The organism is Candidatus Dorea massiliensis AP6 (assembly GCF_964245105.1).
GTDB lineage: Bacteria > Bacillota > Clostridia > Lachnospirales > Lachnospiraceae > Laedolimicola > Laedolimicola intestinihominis.
In genome coordinates, this window is sequence record NZ_CAXTKW010000003.1 from 259,045 (window position 1) to 278,651 (window position 19,607).

Annotated in this window: 22 protein-coding genes, 1 other RNA gene and 1 pseudogene; 17 read left to right on the forward strand and 7 right to left on the reverse strand. The window is 49.9% G+C overall.

Features of this window, described 5'->3' with window-relative positions:
* Positions 1-38: 38 nt before the first annotated feature.
* From gatC to gatB, 3 genes are read left to right on the forward strand one after another with little or no spacing between them, the layout of a single operon-like run.
* Positions 39-332: an Asp-tRNA(Asn)/Glu-tRNA(Gln) amidotransferase subunit GatC gene (gene gatC, locus ACESZP_RS05040; protein WP_499708228.1), complete on the forward strand. Its 294-nt coding sequence runs from the start codon at positions 39-41 to the stop codon at positions 330-332.
* Positions 333-345: 13 nt separating this feature from the next.
* Positions 346-1,809 (forward strand): Asp-tRNA(Asn)/Glu-tRNA(Gln) amidotransferase subunit GatA, encoded by a 1,464-nt coding sequence (gene gatA, locus ACESZP_RS05045; RefSeq protein WP_499708229.1) that lies wholly within the window; start codon positions 346-348, stop codon positions 1,807-1,809.
* A gap of 15 nt (positions 1,810-1,824) precedes the next feature.
* A complete protein-coding gene (gatB, locus tag ACESZP_RS05050) occupies positions 1,825-3,258 on the forward strand; it encodes an Asp-tRNA(Asn)/Glu-tRNA(Gln) amidotransferase subunit GatB (RefSeq protein ID WP_178039584.1) in 1,434 nt (477 codons plus the stop codon).
* Positions 3,259-3,477: 219 nt separating this feature from the next.
* Here gatB and ACESZP_RS05055 read toward each other — a convergent pair whose 3' ends face one another.
* A complete protein-coding gene (locus ACESZP_RS05055) occupies positions 3,478-3,678 on the reverse strand; it encodes a cold-shock protein (RefSeq protein WP_178039583.1) in 201 nt (66 codons plus the stop codon).
* 187 nt (positions 3,679-3,865) lie between these two features.
* Between ACESZP_RS05055 and ACESZP_RS05060 the strand changes: the two genes are divergently transcribed.
* The gene (locus ACESZP_RS05060) at positions 3,866-4,747 is read left to right on the forward strand and encodes an amidohydrolase family protein (RefSeq protein ID WP_349164532.1); all 882 of its coding nucleotides are present in this window, start codon (positions 3,866-3,868) and stop codon (positions 4,745-4,747) included.
* 28 nt (positions 4,748-4,775) lie between these two features.
* Entirely contained in the window at positions 4,776-5,516 is a 741-nt protein-coding gene (gene truA / locus ACESZP_RS05065; RefSeq protein ID WP_499708230.1) for a tRNA pseudouridine(38-40) synthase TruA, read from the forward strand.
* Between the two features lie 37 nt (positions 5,517-5,553).
* On the opposite strand, the gene ACESZP_RS05070 is transcribed toward truA, so the two are convergent.
* Positions 5,554-6,024 (reverse strand): hypothetical protein, encoded by a 471-nt coding sequence (locus ACESZP_RS05070; RefSeq protein ID WP_499708231.1) that lies wholly within the window; start codon positions 6,022-6,024, stop codon positions 5,554-5,556.
* Positions 6,025-6,296: 272 nt separating this feature from the next.
* Between ACESZP_RS05070 and ACESZP_RS05075 the strand changes: the two genes are divergently transcribed.
* From ACESZP_RS05075 to ACESZP_RS05105, 7 genes and pseudogenes are all read left to right on the forward strand, one after another.
* Positions 6,297-6,773, forward strand: coding sequence for an ABC transporter substrate-binding protein (locus ACESZP_RS05075; RefSeq protein WP_499708232.1), 477 nt, complete (start codon positions 6,297-6,299; stop codon positions 6,771-6,773).
* 199 nt (positions 6,774-6,972) lie between these two features.
* Entirely contained in the window at positions 6,973-7,299 is a 327-nt protein-coding gene (locus ACESZP_RS05080) for a hypothetical protein (protein WP_499708233.1), read from the forward strand.
* Positions 7,251-7,559: a DNA cytosine methyltransferase gene (locus tag ACESZP_RS05085; protein ID WP_499708234.1), complete on the forward strand. Its 309-nt coding sequence runs from the start codon at positions 7,251-7,253 to the stop codon at positions 7,557-7,559. Before ACESZP_RS05080 ends, ACESZP_RS05085 begins: the two co-directional genes overlap by 49 nt.
* Entirely contained in the window at positions 7,556-7,813 is a 258-nt protein-coding gene (locus ACESZP_RS05090; RefSeq protein ID WP_499708235.1) for a hypothetical protein, read from the forward strand. The genes ACESZP_RS05085 and ACESZP_RS05090 overlap by 4 nt, the downstream gene beginning before the upstream one ends.
* Before the next feature lie 875 nt (positions 7,814-8,688).
* The gene (locus tag ACESZP_RS05095) at positions 8,689-8,880 is read left to right on the forward strand and encodes a hypothetical protein (protein ID WP_499708236.1); all 192 of its coding nucleotides are present in this window, start codon (positions 8,689-8,691) and stop codon (positions 8,878-8,880) included.
* Between the two features lie 202 nt (positions 8,881-9,082).
* On the forward strand, positions 9,083-11,059 hold the full coding sequence (locus ACESZP_RS05100; protein WP_499708237.1) for a recombinase family protein: 1,977 nt from the start codon (positions 9,083-9,085) through the stop codon (positions 11,057-11,059).
* Positions 11,007-11,579, forward strand: a pseudogene (locus tag ACESZP_RS05105) (ABC transporter substrate-binding protein); the annotation flags it as partial. The gene ACESZP_RS05100 and the pseudogene ACESZP_RS05105, both read left to right, overlap by 53 nt.
* 74 nt (positions 11,580-11,653) lie before the next feature.
* Here ACESZP_RS05105 and ACESZP_RS05110 read toward each other — a convergent pair.
* Positions 11,654-13,141, reverse strand: a complete 1,488-nt coding sequence (locus ACESZP_RS05110) for a metallophosphoesterase (RefSeq protein WP_178038279.1) — start codon at positions 13,139-13,141, stop codon at positions 11,654-11,656.
* A 154-nt stretch (positions 13,142-13,295) separates the two neighbouring features.
* Between ACESZP_RS05110 and ACESZP_RS05115 the strand changes: the two genes are divergently transcribed.
* Together ACESZP_RS05115 and ACESZP_RS05120 are read left to right on the forward strand one after the other, a co-directional pair.
* Positions 13,296-13,592 (forward strand): YerC/YecD family TrpR-related protein, encoded by a 297-nt coding sequence (locus ACESZP_RS05115; RefSeq protein ID WP_178038280.1) that lies wholly within the window; start codon positions 13,296-13,298, stop codon positions 13,590-13,592.
* A 12-nt stretch (positions 13,593-13,604) separates the two neighbouring features.
* Positions 13,605-14,042 carry an Rrf2 family transcriptional regulator gene (locus ACESZP_RS05120; protein ID WP_178038281.1) on the forward strand — a complete coding sequence of 146 codons (438 nt, stop codon included), beginning with the start codon at positions 13,605-13,607 and terminating at the stop codon, positions 14,040-14,042.
* Positions 14,043-14,099: 57 nt separating this feature from the next.
* Here ACESZP_RS05120 and ACESZP_RS05125 read toward each other — a convergent pair whose 3' ends face one another.
* The gene (locus ACESZP_RS05125; RefSeq protein ID WP_499708238.1) at positions 14,100-14,978 is read right to left on the reverse strand and encodes a homocysteine S-methyltransferase family protein; all 879 of its coding nucleotides are present in this window, start codon (positions 14,976-14,978) and stop codon (positions 14,100-14,102) included.
* Positions 14,979-15,132: 154 nt separating this feature from the next.
* Between ACESZP_RS05125 and rnpB the strand changes: the two genes are divergently transcribed.
* Positions 15,133-15,481: RNase P RNA component class A (rnpB, locus tag ACESZP_RS05130), an RNA gene on the forward strand.
* A 165-nt stretch (positions 15,482-15,646) separates the two neighbouring features.
* Here rnpB and ACESZP_RS05135 read toward each other — a convergent pair.
* The gene (locus tag ACESZP_RS05135) at positions 15,647-16,087 is read right to left on the reverse strand and encodes a PH domain-containing protein (protein WP_499708239.1); all 441 of its coding nucleotides are present in this window, start codon (positions 16,085-16,087) and stop codon (positions 15,647-15,649) included.
* 113 nt (positions 16,088-16,200) lie between these two features.
* Here ACESZP_RS05135 and pyrB point away from each other — a divergent pair, with 113 nt between their 5' ends.
* Together pyrB and ACESZP_RS05145 are read left to right on the forward strand one after the other, a co-directional pair.
* A complete protein-coding gene (gene pyrB / locus ACESZP_RS05140) occupies positions 16,201-17,118 on the forward strand; it encodes an aspartate carbamoyltransferase (protein WP_178038282.1) in 918 nt (305 codons plus the stop codon).
* On the forward strand, positions 17,118-17,552 hold the full coding sequence (locus tag ACESZP_RS05145; protein WP_178038283.1) for an aspartate carbamoyltransferase regulatory subunit: 435 nt from the start codon (positions 17,118-17,120) through the stop codon (positions 17,550-17,552). The genes pyrB and ACESZP_RS05145 overlap by 1 nt, the downstream gene beginning before the upstream one ends.
* Before the next feature lie 232 nt (positions 17,553-17,784).
* On the opposite strand, the gene ACESZP_RS05150 is transcribed toward ACESZP_RS05145, so the two are convergent.
* Both ACESZP_RS05150 and vanR read right to left on the reverse strand, forming a co-directional pair.
* A complete protein-coding gene (locus ACESZP_RS05150; protein ID WP_178038296.1) occupies positions 17,785-18,858 on the reverse strand; it encodes an ATP-binding protein in 1,074 nt (357 codons plus the stop codon).
* Between the two features lie 46 nt (positions 18,859-18,904).
* A complete protein-coding gene (vanR, locus tag ACESZP_RS05155; protein WP_178038284.1) occupies positions 18,905-19,606 on the reverse strand; it encodes a VanR-ABDEGLN family response regulator transcription factor in 702 nt (233 codons plus the stop codon).
* Position 19,607 lies beyond the last annotated feature (1 nt).

The following is a 19,607-nucleotide window of genomic DNA, read 5'->3' on the forward strand; positions in this document are numbered from 1 at the left end:
CAAAATCGAGCGTGCACTGCGGAGTAAAGGAGAAAAATATGGCAAACATTATTTCCGATGAAACCATTGAATATGTAGGCATTCTGGCGAAGCTGGAGCTGTCCGACGAGGAGAAAGAGGCGGCCAAGAAGGATATGGGCCGGATGCTGGATTACATTGATAAACTGAATGAGCTGGACACCGCAGGCGTGGAGCCCATGTCCCATGTATTTCCCGTGAGCAATGTGTTCCGGGAGGACGAAGTGGAAAATGGCGACGACCACGAGGAGATGCTGGTCAACGCGCCCAAGGTAAAAGACGGTATGTATATGGTACCGAAGACGGTAGAGTAGGAGGTGACAGAGAATGGAATTTCGTGAAATGACAGCGGCGGAGATCGGACAGAAGATCAAGGCCGGAGAAATGACAGCCGTGGACGCTGTGAAGGCAGCCCTGGCGGAAATCAAACAACAGGATGAGGTTCTGAACAGCTTTGTCACCGTGGATGAGGAAGGGGCCCTGAAAAGAGCGGAAGAGGTGCAGAAGCGCATCAACAGCGGCGAGCTGACCGGTCCGCTGGCAGGCGTTCCCATTGCCATCAAGGACAATATGTGTACCAAGGGGCTGAAAACCACCTGCTCCTCCAAAATCCTTTATAACTTCGAGCCGACCTATTCCGCAGAGGCAGTTCTGAATCTGGAAAAAGCCGGAATGATTGTGATCGGCAAGACCAACATGGACGAGTTCGCCATGGGAAGCACCACCGAGACCTCTGCCTTTGGCGTTACCCGCAATCCCTGGAACACGGAGCATGTGCCGGGCGGTTCCTCAGGCGGATCCTGCGCGGCTGTGGCTTCCGGCGAAGCACCCTGCGCTCTGGGCTCCGATACCGGCGGATCCATCCGTCAGCCCAGCTCCTTCTGTGGCGTGACCGGCATCAAGCCCACCTACGGAACGGTATCCCGTTACGGTCTGATTGCCTATGGTTCTTCGCTGGACCAGATCGGACCGGTGGCAAAGGATGTGACGGACTGCGCACTGCTTCTGGAGGCTATCGCTTCCTATGATAAGAAGGACAGCACTTCCGTGAAGCGGGAGTCCTATGACTTCACTTCCGCCTTAAAGGATGATGTGAAGGGCCTGCGCATTGGTATCCCGCGGGACTACTTTGGCGAAGGCCTGGATCCGGAGGTGGCGGCTGCAGTGAAGGCGGCAGCGAAGGTTCTGGAGGAGAAGGGCGCTGTCGTGGAAGAATTCGACTTAAGCCTGGTGGACTACGCCATCCCCGCTTACTATGTCATCGCTTCCGCCGAGGCCAGCTCCAACCTGGCCCGTTTTGACGGCGTGAAATACGGTTACCGCACCGAGGAGTACGAAGGTCTCCACAACATGTACAAGAAGACCCGTTCCGAGGGCTTCGGTCCCGAGGTCAAGCGCCGGATTATGTTGGGCTCCTTCGTCTTAAGCTCCGGTTACTATGATGCTTATTATCTGAAGGCCCTGCGCACCAAGGCTCTGATTCGTCAGGCCTTTGACCGTGCCTTTGAAAAATATGACGTGATTCTGGGACCGGCGGCGCCGACCACTGCGCCGAAGCTGGGCGAGTCCCTGTCCGATCCGTTGCAGATGTATCTGGGCGATGTATATACCATTTCCGCGAATCTGGCCGGGCTTCCCGGTATTTGTCTGCCCTGCGGCATGGATTCCAAGGGACTGCCCATCGGTCTGCAGCTTCTGGGCGACTGCTTCAAAGAGGAGCATATCATCCGGGCAGCTTACGCATATGAGTGCAGCCGGGGCCGGACGGCCCTTGCAGGCAAGAGAGATTAGGAAGGAGTGGAGAAAATGAGTAAACAGTATGAGACCGTCATCGGTCTGGAGGTCCATGTAGAGCTGGCCACTAAAACCAAGATTTTCTGCTCCTGCAGCACCGCATTTGGAGGAGCGCCCAACACCCACACCTGCCCGGTGTGTACCGGTATGCCCGGTTCCCTGCCGGTGCTGAACAAGAAGGTGGTAGAGTACGCCATGGCTGTAGGTCTGGCCACCAATTGTACCATTACCCGTCACAGTAAATTTGACCGGAAGAACTATTTCTATCCTGATAACCCCCAGAACTACCAGATTTCTCAGCTGTATGCGCCTATTTGCAGAAATGGTTATGTGGAAATCGAGACGGAGACCGGTGTGAAGAAAATCGGCATCCATGAGATTCACATGGAGGAGGACGCCGGAAAGCTGATTCACGATGAATGGGAAGACTGTTCGTTAGTGGATTATAACCGAAGCGGCGTGCCGCTGATCGAGATCGTGTCCGAACCGGATATGCGAAGCGCGGAAGAAGTCATTGCTTATCTGGATAAGCTGCGTCTGATCATTCAGTATCTGGGTGCATCTGACTGCAAGCTCCAGGAGGGCTCCATGCGTGCGGATGTGAACCTGTCCGTCCGTGAGGTGGGCACGGAGAAATTCGGTACCCGTACTGAAATGAAGAACCTGAACTCCTTCAAGGCCATTGGCCGCGCCATCGAGGGCGAGCGCCAGCGTCAGATTGAGCTGCTGGAGGAGGGCAAACAGGTCATCCAGGAGACACGCCGCTGGGATGATAATAAAGAGAGCTCCCACGCCATGCGTTCCAAGGAGGACGCTCAGGATTACCGCTATTTCCCGGAGCCTGACCTGGTGCCCATCGATATCAGCGAGGAGTGGCTTCAGGAAATTAAGGCCCGTCAGCCGGAGCTGCGGACTGAGAAGCTGAAGCGCTACAAGGAGGAGTTTGAGATTCCCGATTATGACGCGCGGATTCTGACAGGTTCCAAGCAGATGGCGGATATGTTCGAGGCGGCAACAGCCATCTGCAAGAAGCCGAAGAAGGTATCCAACTGGCTGATGGTGGAGACTATGCGTCTCTTAAAAGAGGCCGGACAGGAGCCCGAGGATATGAAGTTTTCCCCGGAGCATCTGGCGAAGCTTATCGAGCTTGCGGACGCAGGAACCATCAACAGCAGTGTAGCCAAAGAGGTCTTTGAGCATATCTTCCATGAGGATGTGGATCCGGAGAAGTATGTGGAGGAGAAGGGCCTGAAGACAGTCAACGACGAGGGCGCCCTGCGTGAAACCATCGAACGCATCGTGGCGGCCAATCCCCAGTCCGTAGCCGATTACAAGGGCGGCAAGGAGAAGGCTCTGGGCTTCCTGGTGGGACAGACCATGAAAGAGATGAAAGGAAAGGCGAACCCGGGTAAAGTCAATGAGATTTTGAAGGAATTATTGAAATAATGTAACTGCTCAATACCTGACCAGTTACATTGAACTGACCAGTTGCGAAATAATTGCGAAAATTCAGATGAAGTTCTGCAAAGAAAAAAGGGGAGCTGCTTTGTGAGTTATCACAGAAGCGGCTCCTCTCTTCTAATCTGCTTTTAATTACGATGCTTTCTTTCTAGTCAGAAACTGTTCAGTCTGTATATTAGAAAAAGGCACATGATTTACGGCTGATTATAACTTGGTTACGTTGGTAGCCTGCGGTCCCTTAGCTCCGTCGATTACGTCAAACTCTACAGCCTGACCCTCTTCCAGAGACTTGAATCCATCAGATTTAATGCCGGAGAAGTGTACGAAAATATCGTTTCCCTGCTCGTCAGAGATGAATCCGTAACCCTTCTGGTTGTTGAACCACTTAACTGTACCTTTGTTCATTGTGATACCTCCAAAATAATTAAAAAAGGTTTATTACCGCGTTAATGCGGCTGGGTTTAGAGTATCACAAACGGCAATCGGTGTCAATCAAAAACGGGGAGAAAGATTGACTTTTTTCGGGCATTTGAGTACACTTGACAGAGTAGAAATCCTACAGGGCAAATCAGAAAACGGAGGCGGATTTTTGATGTTTGGAGAGTGTCATGCCCATGTGATCATGGATGGAAAAAATTATAAGGCGGCGGTGGCGATACATAAGGAGAAGCCAGACGAGGGAGCCATTCGGGAGCATCTGACGGCCTGGCAGCAGGCGGGTATCACCTTTGTGCGGGACGGCGGCGACGCTTACGGCGTGTCGGAGCGGGCCAGAGAGCTGGCAGGGGAATATGGCATCGATTATCGGTCGCCCATTTTCGCTATTCATAAAAGGGGACATTACGGCGGCATCGTTGGTTTGCCTTACGATGATCACCAGGGCTACCGGGATCTGGTGAAAACGGCGAAGCTGCGTGGCGCGGATTTTGTTAAAATTATGATCAGCGGGATTATGGAGTTTGACACCTTTGGAAAGCTGACAGAGGAAGGGCTGGAAGCCGATGAGATTGCGTATCTGATCGGAACAGCTCACGACGCCGGGCTTCGGGTCATGGCCCATGGAAATGGAGACGCGGTGGCGCAGGCGGCTCTGAACGCAGGAGTAGACACTCTGGAGCATGGCAATTATATGGAAGAAGAAACCCTCTGTCAGTTGGCGGAAAGTGAGACCATCTGGGTGCCCACCTTCTCCCCCATCGGCAATCTCGTCGGCTGTGGACGATTCCCGGACGAGCAGGTAAGGGCTATCCTGAAACGGCAGCAGGAGGCAGTACAGTTTGCTTTCGAGCGCGGCGCGCGGATTGGCCTGGGCAGTGATTCCGGCGCATATCTGGTGTCCCATGGGCAGGGACTTATGGATGAGTATGCGTTTATGAAGGAGGCCGTGGGCCGGGAAAATGTGGGGGCTCTGGATCGGAGACTGGCGGAATCGGAGAAGTGGATTCGGAAAGAAATGAAAGCCAGAAAAGTCTGAGCTCATACAGAAAGGAAATGCGCAGTTTATGAGAAACATAAAAATCAATATTCAATACGACGGCACCCGGTACAGCGGCTGGCAGAGTCAGGAACACGACGAAAATACCATTCAAGGCAAGCTGACAGCCGTACTGAGACGTCTGCTGGAGGAAGAGACAGAACTGGCCGGCTCGGGCCGCACCGACGCAGGCGTTCACGCTCTGGGGCAGGTGGCGAATTTTAAGACATGTTCCTGTATGTCCTGCGAAGAAATTCTGGAAAAGCTGAATCATTATCTGCCTGAGGACATCGCAGTGATTTCTGCGGAAGAGATGGATGGGCGCTTCCACAGTCGCCTGAACGCTGTACGGAAGACCTACAGCTATCGTATTTGGAACAGTTCTGTTCACAATGTCTTCGAGCGGCGTTATACCTGGTTCATCGAACAGCCGCTGGACGTGTCTGCCATGCGCCGAGCTGCTGCGGAGCTTACCGGAACCCATGATTTTCGGGCGTTCAGCTCCATCAAACGGGGCAAAAAATCCACGGTTCGCACCATCGAGTCCATCGACATCGACCAGGATGGCTCTGCCATAACGCTTTCCTTTACTGGAAATGGGTTCCTCTATCATATGGTCAGAATTCTCACCGGAACGCTGGTGGAAGTGGGGCTTCATAAGAAAACGTCGGAAGATATGAAGAGGATTCTGGCGTCCCTGAGCCGCGAGCAAGCAGGCGTCATGGCTCCGGCGCAGGGACTGTTTCTGATGGAGGTGGAATATCAGTAAGAAAAGGACGCCGAAAAAGCGTCCTTTTATCATTTGTTTATAATTCTTCTCTGCAGAAATAGCAGGTATAATTTCCGGGATCTGCGCCCTTTGGAATCAGATTATCCGCTGCGCAGTAGCCGCAGCGGCAGACTTTTTTGCCCTCGGGAACAGGCATCCATTCTTCATACCGCTCGCCTGCATTATGCGGGGCCCGGTAACGCCTGGTGGGTTCAATAAAGGAACGGGCGGAGGTTTCTGCGTCGGAAGCTTCTTTTCCCGGATTTGGCCGGTTAGGAACAGCTGTTTTTGTTTTCTCAGGACGGGGCGTCCAGCCGGTTTTCTGTTTCTTTGCAGCCGGCTTGTTTGGCACTGGCGGCTTATAAGACGGCGTCGCAGGTTTGCTTCCTACCGGGGGCGGTGTGGCTCCCTGGAAAGTCTGCTGTTTTCGCTGTCTGTTTTTCTTAGAATCCAGAATAGCGCGGAAAATCACAATAAATATAATAATTTCAAAAATGAAACCAAACATAAATATTCACCTCGGTTAGAATAATTTGTTGTTGCCAGCCATGCTGCGTCAGAAAGGCTTCAGCTTCCGGAGATCGTTATTTAAAATCAGTTCCGTTGGAAAATGCAGCTCTTCCAGAAGCCGGTGCGTGTTCCGCATTGCTGCATTCTATTGTGACGGGCTGATCTCAGTATAATTTAAAATTGGGGAGAACGCAAGATATGTGGGGAGAGGAATGCACGTTTTTTTATTCAGGGTATAGTATATAGTATTCGAAAAAGGAGGCCTCCATTATGAAAAAGCAACATACTACCATATTAACCGCATCCCTCGCAGGCATACTTCTGCTCGGCAGCCTGGCAGCCGCAGGCTGCGGCAATTCGGGCAGCGCCGCAACCGATGATCTGACAAAGGTTACGTTAAACGAAGTAGCCCATTCCATTTTCTATGCACCTCAGTACGTGGCCATCGAAAACGGCTACTTCGCTGAAGAGGGCATCGACCTCGAGCTGGTTACCGGCTTTGGAGCCGACAAAACCATGACCGCCGTCCTCTCCGGTGAAGCCGACATCGGCTTCATGGGCTCTGAGTCATCCATCTATGTATACAGCCAGAATCCCGACGACTACATTGTCAACTTCGCCCAGCTTACCCAGCGCGCCGGGAACTTCCTGGTGGCAAGGCAGCCAATGGCGGACTTTGAATGGGTGGATTTGAAGAGTAAGGATATTCTGGGAGGACGGAAGGGTGGCGTACATATATTCATGTAAACTTAGAGACGATTGTGATTTTGTGTCATTGGGTGGAGGGGATGAATAGTGCAAAATACGAAACTGACATATTGAACAAAAAGTAAAGAAAATGCTTGGAAAAAATAAAAAATGCTCAATATTTATAAAAAATGCCCAAACACATTGAAAAATGAAAATCTCTATGGTAAAATGTACATTACCAAGGAGAGTAGATGAAATGTATTATTCTGAAATAAGTAAGATTATTGAAGCAGGATTAGAACGTGACCAAGATAAAGTAGCAAGTTTTGCTAAATTGTTGGCGCAGAAATTAGAAGCAGATGGGGAGACAAGAGGCAGTACACGAATTGCTACAATTCTGGAAAGAAAGAGCAAAGGCAGAGCTGTCACAGATTCTATAGTGCCTCCGCCGATGGATCAGGAAAGCAGAAGCCTGATAAGTTCATTGTTATTGGTGGTGCACCATGTCAGCCTTTTTCCAAGGCTGGATACTGGGTGGGTAATAACACTAGAAAAGGAATTAATGATCCAAGGGCTACTCTAGTCAATGAGTATTTGAGGGTGGTTACAGATATTAAACCAGATGGTTTTCTGTTCGAGAATGTTGAAAGCCTGATGCATCCAACGAACAAAGTGATTATTGATAGATTTATTGAGATTATCACCGAAGCCGGATATGACTATCGTATTGTTAGGGCTATAAATTCGGATGGTCCGGGGCACCTGGGCATTTACCAGAATCCACATCAATCAATAAGCAGATTACTTATGGTGAGTATATTGCTGAGGAAGAGCAATTTATGAAGGATGGGAAGCATCCTGTGGTTTATAATGCATTTATAATGCCTTATGATTCGCACGGAAAAAAGTTTCCAACTGGGATGCCTATTGATTATATCGGTTCGGCTACAAGTGATTGGAAAAAGGGAGACAAGAAGTACGAGAATATTATGGGCATACTGATGGATGTTAAGTATCTAATGGGTATTGATAACAAGAATGATACATCTGAGATATTAAAACTTGCTACACTAATTGAAGAAAAATGTCCAGTATGATTATAGGAAGGAGGTCGCATAATGAAGAGGAACTGTCTTGGCACGATGATAAGTCTTTTTTACCAGGCAAGAGAACGCAAGTCTGATCAGCTGTGTGATGTTTGTCGTAGGATTTTTGCGGCCTTTGATTGTTTTATTGATATCATTGCTCATTCAGGAACATTGCAAGAAACATAAATCATATCATTATAGTCGATTTTCCCTTTTTGAATATTATTAGAGTGCAAAACAGCTATTCCATTTTTTATCTACTTTATCACTTGGTTTATAAGTTAGATCGATGTTAGTTTCACCGATACTGCCTAATCGCACCTACTCACAGTTCTCCGGAATCTCAAACGGTACTTCATCCGCAATACACACAGGCTCATTTTTGCCAACTTTCTCATAAGGTAAGTTATCAGTAGCAAAGATATGTAATATTTTAAGAAGATGACGGCAAAAAGCGACGGCACTCTTCAAAAATGCCGTCAAAACCTGCCGTCAAATTCAAAAAAGTGACGGCGGAAAATGCCGTCATTTACAAAATATCGGAAATCATGACGGCAAAAAGTGCCGTCATATATTAAAAGTGACGGCAAAATCTGCCGTCATTTCACATTATCAGGGGTTTCAGGGGCTTTTCCCCTGACCAGAAGCATTTTGGCGGTGACGTCACAAATGCGTATCTGGCAAGAGACTCCGAATTTATGAAGAAAAATCCCAGCGTATCCGCCACGCAATTCTGCGTGCTTCCCGGTATAAAGAAATCTCCCACTCCATTCTACAATCATTTCATCCCACAAACAAAAATAAACAAGCGGACAGGCAAGTCCACCCCACGGCTTTCATACAAATAAAGCAAGCCCATCCGCGTCACAGGATGTAGAATGGAGATGATACATGTAAGAAAACCAACCTATTATTTTTGGAAATCCCCAGGTGCTCCGCAGGAGCAGTTTCAAAGACAATATGACCTGCTAAAGCGCTGCGGCTTCCGGATTGCCATTTACACAGACGGGCCGGAACAGAAAGACATCCGGCAGGCGTTGAAAACTTTGATACGAAATCACTGGGAGGATTCCTGAATTTTTGATTCCGACAGTTGAACGGAGATTACTTAAGCATTTTAGATAATTGGTCTATGGGGTTATGCAAATGAAAATTTCTGTCATTTTCTATTTACAAACGAATATGCATGATATATCATATAATTACATGAAGCATAAATAAAAGAGCACAAACAAAAGACCAAGTAAAGAAAAAATAGAAACAGAAAGGAAGAACAACATGACCGCAGGCTACGTCCGTCTCTCCCGCGATGACGACAAAAAGAACTACGTCTCCATCGAGAATCAGAAACTCATCATCACCCAGTACGCTGCCGACCACGGCGCAGTCATCGACCGCTGGTATGAGGATGACGGCGTTTCCGGCTATATCTTTGACCGCCCGGGCTTTCAGCAGATGATGGCGGATTTGGATCAGGACGTGGATACGGTCTATGTGAAGGATTTCTCACGTCTGGGCCGCCACAATGCCAAGGTGCTGCTGCTTCTGGACGAGTTTCAGGAACGGGGAAAGCATCTGATTGTCATTGATGATAATTATGATTCCATGGATTCCAGCGATGACACGGTGGGAATCAAGACCTGGTTCAATGAGCGATATGTGAAGGATACCAGCAAAAAAATCAAGCGGGCCATCGGAGCCAGACAGAAGGAAGGGACACTGGTGACCCAGCCGCCCTTCGGATACTGTCGGGATGCCAAAGACAAAACCGTTTTAAAAATCGTCCCCAAGGAGGCAGAATCTGTGAAGCTGGTCTACGACCTGTATCTGTCCGGCTCCGGCTACCGCAAGATAGCCGCCTACCTGACGGAGCAGGGCGTCCCCACGCCCTCCATGGCGCGCCGGGAACGGGAACTTGCGGAAGGCCGCGTCAGTAAAAAGCGGATTGCTACCGAGTGGTCGGACAGCATGATCAAGGATTTGCTGGACAATGATTTCTACATCGGCACCTTTCGGCTGAAAAAGCGCTCCAGAAATACCGTCCACGGCAAGGATAAGCGCGTCCCCAGGGACGAACAGTGTATTTTTGAAAATCATCATCCGGCCATCATCGACCGGGCGACCTTTTCGCTGGTGCAGGAGCTGAAGGAGAAGCGCAACCGCACCAATTACCGCGGCAGCCATGGCCAGTGGCTGGGCTCGGAGATTCCGAATCCCTTTGGCAGCTGTCTGTTTTGCAAGGACTGCGGAAGCCGCCTGACGCCCATCAAGCGGAAGAACAGCAGCGGTGAGCGGAAATATTATATCTGCACCACCTACAACACCAAGGGCAGGCGTTACTGCGAAAAAGCCCATCTCATCGAAGAAAATGATTTGATGGAGGACGTACTGAATTATATCCGCCTTTGCCGCAACGCCCTCTGCGAGGTGATTGCCGCCTATGATTTAAAGGATTTCGAGGCGGAAATCCAGTCGGTGGAGGAGAAGCGTCAGAGTATCCGGGCGGAGATAGGCGAGCGGAAGAGCCAGCTCAAGACACTTCTGGCCCAGAAGGTCCGGGATCTGACCAGGGCAGCAGGAAATGAAGAACTGGTGAGCGACACCTACGAGTCCATCCAGAAGGATTTGCTGGCCCAGATTCACGGTCTGGAGCTGCGTCTGAAGGAACTGGACGCAACCACGATGGAGACGCCGGACGTGAAGGATAAGTTGAGAAGCGCCCTGGATGTGGTGGATAAAATCATTGCCGGAGGCAGACTGGATCGCCGGGATATTGAGCTGCTGATTGAGCGCATCGACGTGGACGCCGACGGTCTGCCGGAGATTACGTTGAAATACGGCCTGTCCGGTCTTATCAGCTACAATCCCGCCGACGAGATGAACCGCCGGGAAAATACGATGATCGCTGTGGTCATGAAGCTTATTATCGAGGATGAGCGAGGCTACACCTCCGCCAAGTACCTGTCCGAGCATATGACTGCACTGGGCTTCAAAAAGACGAAGCAAAGTATCCTGCCCTACATCCGTCTGATGAAGGAGCTGGGCGTTCTGAAAGACACAGATAACCCATTAAAGCCCTACGAGATCGTAAAGCTGAAAGCAGAGATAGAGCCCTTAATTCATGATTTCCTTCCGGATATCCGGCCTGAAATCACCGCTGCGCAGCTATCCAAGCAATATTTACATAGTATAGTGTCTGACAGGTGGCATGCCCCAAATGGTCTTCGAATATATTCTGAAAAAGCACAACCTTGACCCTGCCACCGATATGAATATTGATCAGAGTATTGATTTCGGTTCTACCGCTGCTGCATTTTCCGGTGGGCAGGGGGACTTTACCGTGGAGTTTGAGCCGGATGCGTCTACGCTGGAGAAGGAAGGAAAAGGCTATGTGGTGGCTTCCCTGGGCGTGGATTCCGGTTATGTGCCCTACACAGCTTACAGCGCAAAGCAGAGCTATCTGAACGCTCACCCAGAAATCATTCAGGGTTTCACCAATGCGCTTCAGAAGGGAATGGACTATGTACAGAGCCACACCCCGGCGGAGATTGCAAAAGTCATCGCGCCCCAGTTTGCGGAGACGGATCTGGAAGATATTACCACCATCGTAACCCGCTATTATGAGCAGGATACCTGGAAGAATAACCTGATTTTCGAAAAAAGGAGCTTTGAGCTTCTGCAGGATATTCTGGCAGAGGCTGGTGAATTAGGTGAGCGCGTGCCTTATGAAAAACTGGTGACGACAGAATACGCAGAAAAAGCAGCAGGAAAATAGAAAATAAAGCAAACCGGCATGCCGACCCCAAAGATCGGCATGCCGGTTTGCATAAGATAAGCAGAACAAATACATTAATCTTTTCGAATCGTATATTCATCACATACCGTCCAGTTGTCCACCCGGTAAGTCTGAAAATGCAGCTCTTGTTCAGTGATATCAAATCGCATGGCAACCGGAAAATGCTCTTTTTCCACGAAAACTACCCGAATATCCGGATCCGGCTCATGGTACAGACAGCCGCTGGATGTACCGCAGGTCACATAGAGCGTACCTTCTGGATTCACCACAGTGCTGCCGGGTTCGTAATCGTAATCATTGTAAGACTCGCAGTCCCGGTTCATAAAGGCTGCCCGGGAATAAATGTGATCGTGCGCGCTGAGCACCAGATCGATATCATTGTCGGCGGCAATGCGGGCCAGATATTCCTTTGTATTGGTATGGCTGTCCTGAGCAGAATAGGGTGAATAGTGCTGCACCAGAATTTTCCAGCGGACATCCGGATGCTCTGCCGTTACCTGGGCTGCAAATTGTTCATGGACAGTCTCTCCCTGGCTGGTATTGCTGTTCAGAACGAGGAAGAGAACGTTATTTCGGATAAAATAGTAATCCCCATCCTGGTCATACTGACTTTGTCCAAGGGAAGAACGGTTGGGGACATTGAAGTGTTCATAGAAATACTGGCCGCCGGGGTGACCGTTTTCTTCCAGAGAGTAATCATTGGGTACGTCATGGTTTCCCACTACTGGAGCCAGCGCGATTCGGTAGAGCGGAAGATGCTCCAGATAGAGTCGATAATGTTCTTCACTTCCGAAATCAGCCACCTGATCCCCCAGATGGAAGAGAAAATTTGCATCCGGCACATAGGAAATAATGCGGTTCAGGACACTGTCCCAACGTTCAGCGGTAACCGATGCGTCCTCCATATCAGACTGCCCAATCTGAGCGTCTGCGGTGACAAGAAAAGTTAGCTTATCCGGATTGTCCGTCGGAGCGTGATAGGAATAAACCGGAGACCAGCCGTCGTCATTGCCCACCTGATAAGTATAGGAGGCAGAGGCATTGATGCCGGTTACGGAAGCTTTATTTACATAATATCCGGAAACAGTCGCAGAGGCAGAGGTCCGGGCTTCAAAAGTCTGCATTTCGCCGGAGGAATTGGTCCATTTTATCATTCCGGCAGAAGCACTGGGGGAAAGCCAGTTAAAACGAAGTTCGTCTGATGAAGCGCCGATTTCCAGAGAAAGATCCCGGATAGAGGTAGTGCTCAATAGTGGCGCGCTTTCGTAATCCGGCAGAAAAGCAGCCAGCTGTTCTTCCGGAGTTAAAATAGTGTTTTCAGAAACAGCCGTATCATCCGTATTCGATTCTTCTGAGCCATCAGGCGTTTCCGAGGGGGAAGCCTCAATGTGTTCCTCGAGCGGGGTGGAATTTGCAGAAGTCTCGTCTGAAACTGTCTTTGTATCTTTGATCAGCCGAAAAATGGTCAGAATGATTAAAAGGAACAGAACTACGCCGGTAATCAGAACGCCTGGTGGAAGCTGCTTCTTTTTTCTTGCCATAAATAAACCCTCCTTCTTTGTATAGATATTCAGTATAGCATAAAAAACCGTGTAAAATAATTAAGGTTTTATAAAATCCAATGATCTTCTGGACTTTAAAATTTTACTGTGCTAAAATAAATATATTAAGGACAAAACAAAGAAGGGGAATGTCATGAACAAGAAAATTAGAACGGAAGCCGTTGATTTTCTGTTTGACGCGATTTTGAGTCTTCAGAATAAGGAAGAGTGCTATACATTTTTCGAGGATGTATGCACGATCAATGAGTTACTTTCTCTTTCACAGCGCTTCGAGGTCGCGAAGATGCTGCGGGAGCAGAAGACCTATCTGGAGATAGCTGAGAAGACGGGAGCTTCCACAGCAACCATCAGTCGTGTAAACCGTTCACTGAATTACGGTGAGGATGGATACGACATGGTATTTGAGCGTCTCGAGAAAAAAGAAAAATAAAGGGAGCGAAAGATGAAGATTTCAACAAAGGGGCGCTATGCGCTCCGTTTTATGCTGGATCTGGCTGCCCATGGCGAAGGCCGCTACGTGCCGTTGAAGGAGATATCGGCGCGACAGGGGGTTTCCTTAAAATACCTGGAACAGATAGTATCTCAGTTCGGAAAACTGGGACTTCTGGAAAGCGTCCGTGGACCGCAGGGTGGCTATCGTCTGGCAAAACTGCCAAAGGATTATACAGTGGGTGAGATCCTGCGGTATGCGGAAGGCGAGCTGGCTCCGGTGGCCTGCCTGGAGCAGGAGGTCAATACCTGCCCCCGCCAGGCTGAATGTGCGACTCTGCCGTTTTGGCAAGGGCTTTACAAGGTGATTACCGAATATGTGGACAGTGTGACCTTGGAAGATCTGCTGGAGCAGCAACGGGAACGATCCGGCAGCGAATTTTATATCTGAGAAAATAGCGTAGAACAGGAAAACCCGGCGATTGCCGGGTTTTCCTTATGTTCCGTATTAATTTAAAGCTTTTTTCAGCTCCCGGATAAACTCCGGCGTTGTACCGCAGCATCCGCCGAGAATTGACGCGCCTGCCGCTTTGAGTTTCAGCATGCTCTTAGCGAACTCTTCCGGTTCCATGCTGTAGACAGCTTCACCGGTTTCAGGAGAAATGGTGGGCATGCCCGCGTTGGGTTTTGCGATAACCGGAATGGATACCCGCTGCCGGATGCCTGCGATCACAGATTCCAGCTGATCCGGGCCGGTGGAGCAGTTGCAGCCTACCGCGAAGGCGCCCATGGCTTCCAGTTCCTCCACGGCGTCAAATATATTTCCGCCGAAGAACAGGCTGCCGTCCGCTTCCATGGTCAGGGTACAGAAGACGGGCAGGTCGCAGACGGACTGAGCAGCGTCCAGGATAACCAGTGTTTCATTGGAGGCCAGCATGGTTTCGGCCACCAAAAGATCCACGCCGGCATCTGCCAGACAGGAAATCTGTTTCTTATAGGATTCATATAAATCTTCATATTTCATGGGGCCCAGCGGTTCCATGAGTTTACCGGTGGTAGTCAGATCTCCGGCCACCAGAACCTGATCGCCGACGGCTTTCCGGGACAGGCCCACCAGGGTATGGTTCAGCCGTTCCGTCTCGGCTGCCAGTCCGTGGGTGGCGAGACTGAGTGGATTGGCCATAAAAGTGGGGGCGTAGACGATGTCGGAGCCTGCCTCCGCATAGGCTTTCTGTAGTTCCATAATTGCGTCCGGATGCTCAGCTACCCATTGTTCGGTGCAGATACCCTTTGGCATACCGGCCTTCATCAGGTTGGAGCCTGTGGCTCCGTCCAGAATCAGCGTTCCATTTCCAAGGCGTTTTGTCAGATCTTCTTTTGTCATCATGTGCCTCCTTTTATCCGGATACTGCCTGAAGCAGCATATTTAGTTTTATGATAGTGGAAATCAGGTTGTCCGTCAAGAAACTTTGGAGAAAAATAGTGAGATAGGGGAAATCGGTACTTGCATGGAAAAATTCCCCGTGCTATACTGTAACACGCAGGTAAAGCAGGTGTTCGCGGCTGGCAGGCCGAAAGGTGCCAGGTGAGGAAAGTCCGGGCTCCACAGGGCAGGACGCCGGATAACGTCCGGCGGGGGCAACTCCAGGGACAGTGCAACAGAAATGAACCGCGGCTGCGTTTGCAGACGTAAGGGTGGAAAGGCAGTGTAAGAGACTACCGTCCGTCTGGTAACAGGCGGAGCCATGTAAACCCCGTCCGGAGCAAGACCGAAACGAGACATAACCCGGCCCGGGTGTCTCAGGTGGGTCGCTTGAGCCTGTCGGTGACGATAGGACTAGATAGATGAACATCCAATGACATAACCCGGCTTATCGCTTTGCCTTGACGAAAAACGGCGGACCAGCCGGAAAAAATTTTCCATGCTCGGGGACAAATTAGCCCCTCCTTAGGAATACCCTACGGGTATCCCTGGATGTCCTGAGAACAAGGACACAGGTATGAAAAGTTTTTTCCGGCTGGTCCGCCGTTTTTCTGGTTTTCATCTGTATTTAATTAGTGCATATGTAAGTCGCAGTCATCGTGCATGTCGTGAAAATGGTCCGGATCAGGCATCGCTCCGATGTTCTGGGTGTTCAGGGTGCGGCGCTTCAGGCGCTGGTCTTCGGACTGCTGGAGGATGAAGTCTTTGATGGCGCGGGCGTTTTTGATGTGAGCGAGCTCCAGCTTGGGATGGGTGACGTCGCCGGTGTTGCAGATGACGGTGCCCAGGCCCATGATGCGCTCGAAGAGGCTGGTGGTCAGGGTTACGTCCTGGATTTTATACATGTAGCAGTCGTCTTCCTTGCGATTCAGGAAGCCTTCATCGATGGTGACGATTTCTTCGGTAATGGTATAAGTGGTAAAGGTAAAGGGCAGTCCTAAGAATACCCAACGTTTTTTCTCTTTGAATTCCATAATGAATACCTCGCTTTCCGGCAGGAATCTCCCCGTCAAGAAAAGTATACTTGAAAAAGTACAATTTTGCAAAAGATATTTGTTGAAATCCGCAAAAGTTTGATGTAATATATTACGAGATAAAAATTAACAAAGCCAAATGGGAGGTTATTATGAGACATCTAATGAGCCCGTTGGATTTTTCCGTGGAAGAAGTGGAGAAGGTTTTGGACCTTGCCAGCGACATTGAGAAGAATCCTGCAAAATACGCGCATGCCTGTGACGGTAAGGTTCTGGCGACATTGTTTTATGAACCGAGTACAAGAACAAGACTTAGTTTCGAATCTGCTATGATCCATTTAGGGGGTCAGGTCTTAGGATTTTCCAGTGCGGCGTCCAGTTCCGCATCCAAGGGAGAAAGTGTTTCCGATACAATTCGTATGATTTCCTGTTATGCTGATATATGTGCGATGCGGCACCCGAAAGAGGGAGCTCCGATGGTAGCGTCCGCAGTTTCCGGTATTCCTGTGATCAACGCAGGCGATGGCGGCCATCAGCATCCGACCCAGACCCTGACGGACCTGATGACCATTCGTTCTTTGAAAGGGCGTCTCGATCACATTACCATCGGTCTCTGCGGCGACCTGAAGTTTGGGCGTACGGTGCATTCTCTGGTAAAAGCGCTGGTTCGTTATGAAAATGTGCGCTTTGTATTCATTTCCCCGGAGGAGCTGCGGATTCCCAGCTACATCCGTGAGGAGGTACTGGACGCCAACGGTCAGAATTATAAGGAAGTGGAACGGTTGGAGGACGTGATCGGCGACCTGGATCTGCTGTATATGACCCGTGTTCAGCAGGAGCGTTTCTTCAACGAGGAGGATTATATCCGTCTGAAGGATTTCTACATCCTGAACAAGGAGAAAATGGCTCTGGCCAAGCCGGATATGCTGGTTCTGCATCCGCTGCCCAGAGTCAATGAGATTTCCGTCGAGGTGGACAATGATCCGCGGGCCGCTTATTTCAAGCAGGTACAGTATGGCGTCTATGTACGTATGGCGCTGATTCTCACACTTCTGGAGGTGAATGTATAATGTCAATGTTAAGTGTAGGACGTATCTCCGAGGGCTTTGTGCTGGATCACATTCAGGCGGGCAAGAGTATGGAGATATACAAATATCTGAACCTGGACAAGCTGGACTGCACCGTGGCGATTATCAAGAATGCCCGCAGCGGCAAGATGGGAAAGAAGGATCTGATGAAAATCGAGTGTCCGATTGATTATATTGATATGGATGTGCTGGGCTTCATCGACCATAATATCACCGTCAATATCGTAAAAGACGAGAAGGTCACGGAGAAGAAGACCCTGACGCTTCCCAAGGAGATTCGCAATATCGTAAAGTGCAAGAATCCCCGCTGCATCACTTCCATTGAGCAGGAGCTGGATCAGGTATTTGTCCTGACCGACCCGCGCAAAGAGGTGTACCGCTGCAAGTACTGTGAGGAAAAGTACAAGAGAAAATAGTCTAAAATGTGCAAAAAAATCCGTTTATCCTGAAAAAATGTGGATAAACGGATTTTTTCTGGAATAGGAAATTCCGATAGAATTCCCTATTCCAGAAAAAATATTATCGCACTCGGCGCAGCGGTAGATGGTTGCTGAAGCAACCGCGCCTCGGCGCGAGAATGTGCCAACGGCACATTCTTTTTTATTTGACAGGGGAAACTTAGAATGCTTTTTGGAACGAACCGGAGCTTCAGATTGCAGGCAATACCACGGAAAATGTAGTTCCCTGTTTGTCGCTCTCCGCCGAAATCGTCCCGTGATGGGCCGCCACAATCTCCTTCGCGATAGCCAGTCCCAGTCCGGCTCCGCCTTTTTCGGAAGATCTTGCACTGTCCAGCCGGTAAAACTTCTCGAAAATTACGTCCAGCTGTTCCTTGGGAATCTGCGGCCCCTGATTGGTAAAGGTAATATGAATCAGCTCCGCCTCTTTCCGGGCTCGAATCTCGATGACCGTATCAGGAAAACTATAGGCGGCTGCATTTTTCAAAATGTTGTTGAACACCCGGGCAAGCTTGTCCGGATCTCCGGGCAGAATCAGGTTCTCCGGCACGTCCATATGTACGGATTTTCCACTGGGCGTCAGAATCGGATAAAATTCCTCTGCAAGCTGCATCAGCAGAAAGGACAGCGGAATATTTTCCCGGGTCAGAGGGATGCTGTGCAGGTTAAACCGGGTAATTTCAAAAAACTCATTGATGAGCTGTTCCAGCCGGTAAGCCTTGTCTAACGTGATGGACAGATACCGGGCACGCTGTTCCACAGGCAGATCCGGCGCTTCCTTCATCAGATCCAGATAGCCGATGACGGAAGTCAGGGGCGTGCGGATATCGTGGGCCAGGTAGACCACCAGATCGTTTTTGCGCTCCTCGGCCTGGCGTGCGTCCCGCTCCCGTTTTTCCAGAATGTTTTTGCATTCATTGAGTTTCAGCTCCAGAAAACCCATTTCAGGGGAAAGGGTAATGAGTTCGGTCTTTTCATCCAGCAGCGCGTCGCAGCCGGCGGAAATCTCATCGAAATATTCGGTCATCCAGCGGATGGAATAGCGGAATACCACGATGATGGCAATGATGATGGCGCCTGCCAGAATGGTTTCCAGGTTATTGCGGAAGGTGATTTCGTAGATATAAAGGGCGTCGTCGTAGTCCAGATGGAAAAGGCCGGTCAGAAAGCCCACCACTGTATCGCCGAACCGCCCGCGAATCAGTTCCCGCAGCAGGAAAACCGCGCAGATGGACACAAATACCAGCGACAGGATTTTTCGCATCAGTTTTCGTTCAAAGAGGACGTATTTACTGCCCCGCGACTGTTTTTTATTCAATTTTGTACCCCACTCCCCACACGGTCTTGATATACTTGGGTTTCTCGCTGGAATCGTTCATCTTTTCCCGCAGATGCCGGATGTGTACCATAATCGTGTTATTATTGCTGCTGTAATATTTCTCACCCCAGACGTCGTAGAAGAGACGGTCAGAGCTGACCACCTGCCCCCGGTTTTTGCAGAGACTCCAGAGAATAGAAAACTCTGTGGGTGTCAGCGCCAGCGGCTGCTCGTTCAGGGTGCAGGTGTGATCCCGTTTATTGATGGTCAGTCCGGAGATGGTAATGGAATCCGGATCCTCTTCCTGGGCGGGCGAATTATTATACTTGGTAAAACGGCGCAGCTGGGCTTTAACCCTTGCAATCAGCTCCAGGGGCCGGAAGGGCTTGGTCATATAATCGTCGGCGCCCAGGGTCAGGCCGGTGATTTTGTCCACCTCTTCATCCTTGGCGGTCAGCATGATGATGGGAAAATTCTGTTTCTCCCGTATTTTCTGGCAGATGGTAAAACCGCTCATATCCGGCAGCATCACGTCCAGCACTGCCAGATCCGGCGTCTCGGCCTCCATATACGCCAGAGCGTCGGTTCCGTTATAAAAAGTATGCACTTCGTAAGCTTCATTGGTCAGATACAAGGTGATCAAATCCGCAATTTCCTTCTCGTCGTCTACGACTACAATTTTGGCTTCAGCCATA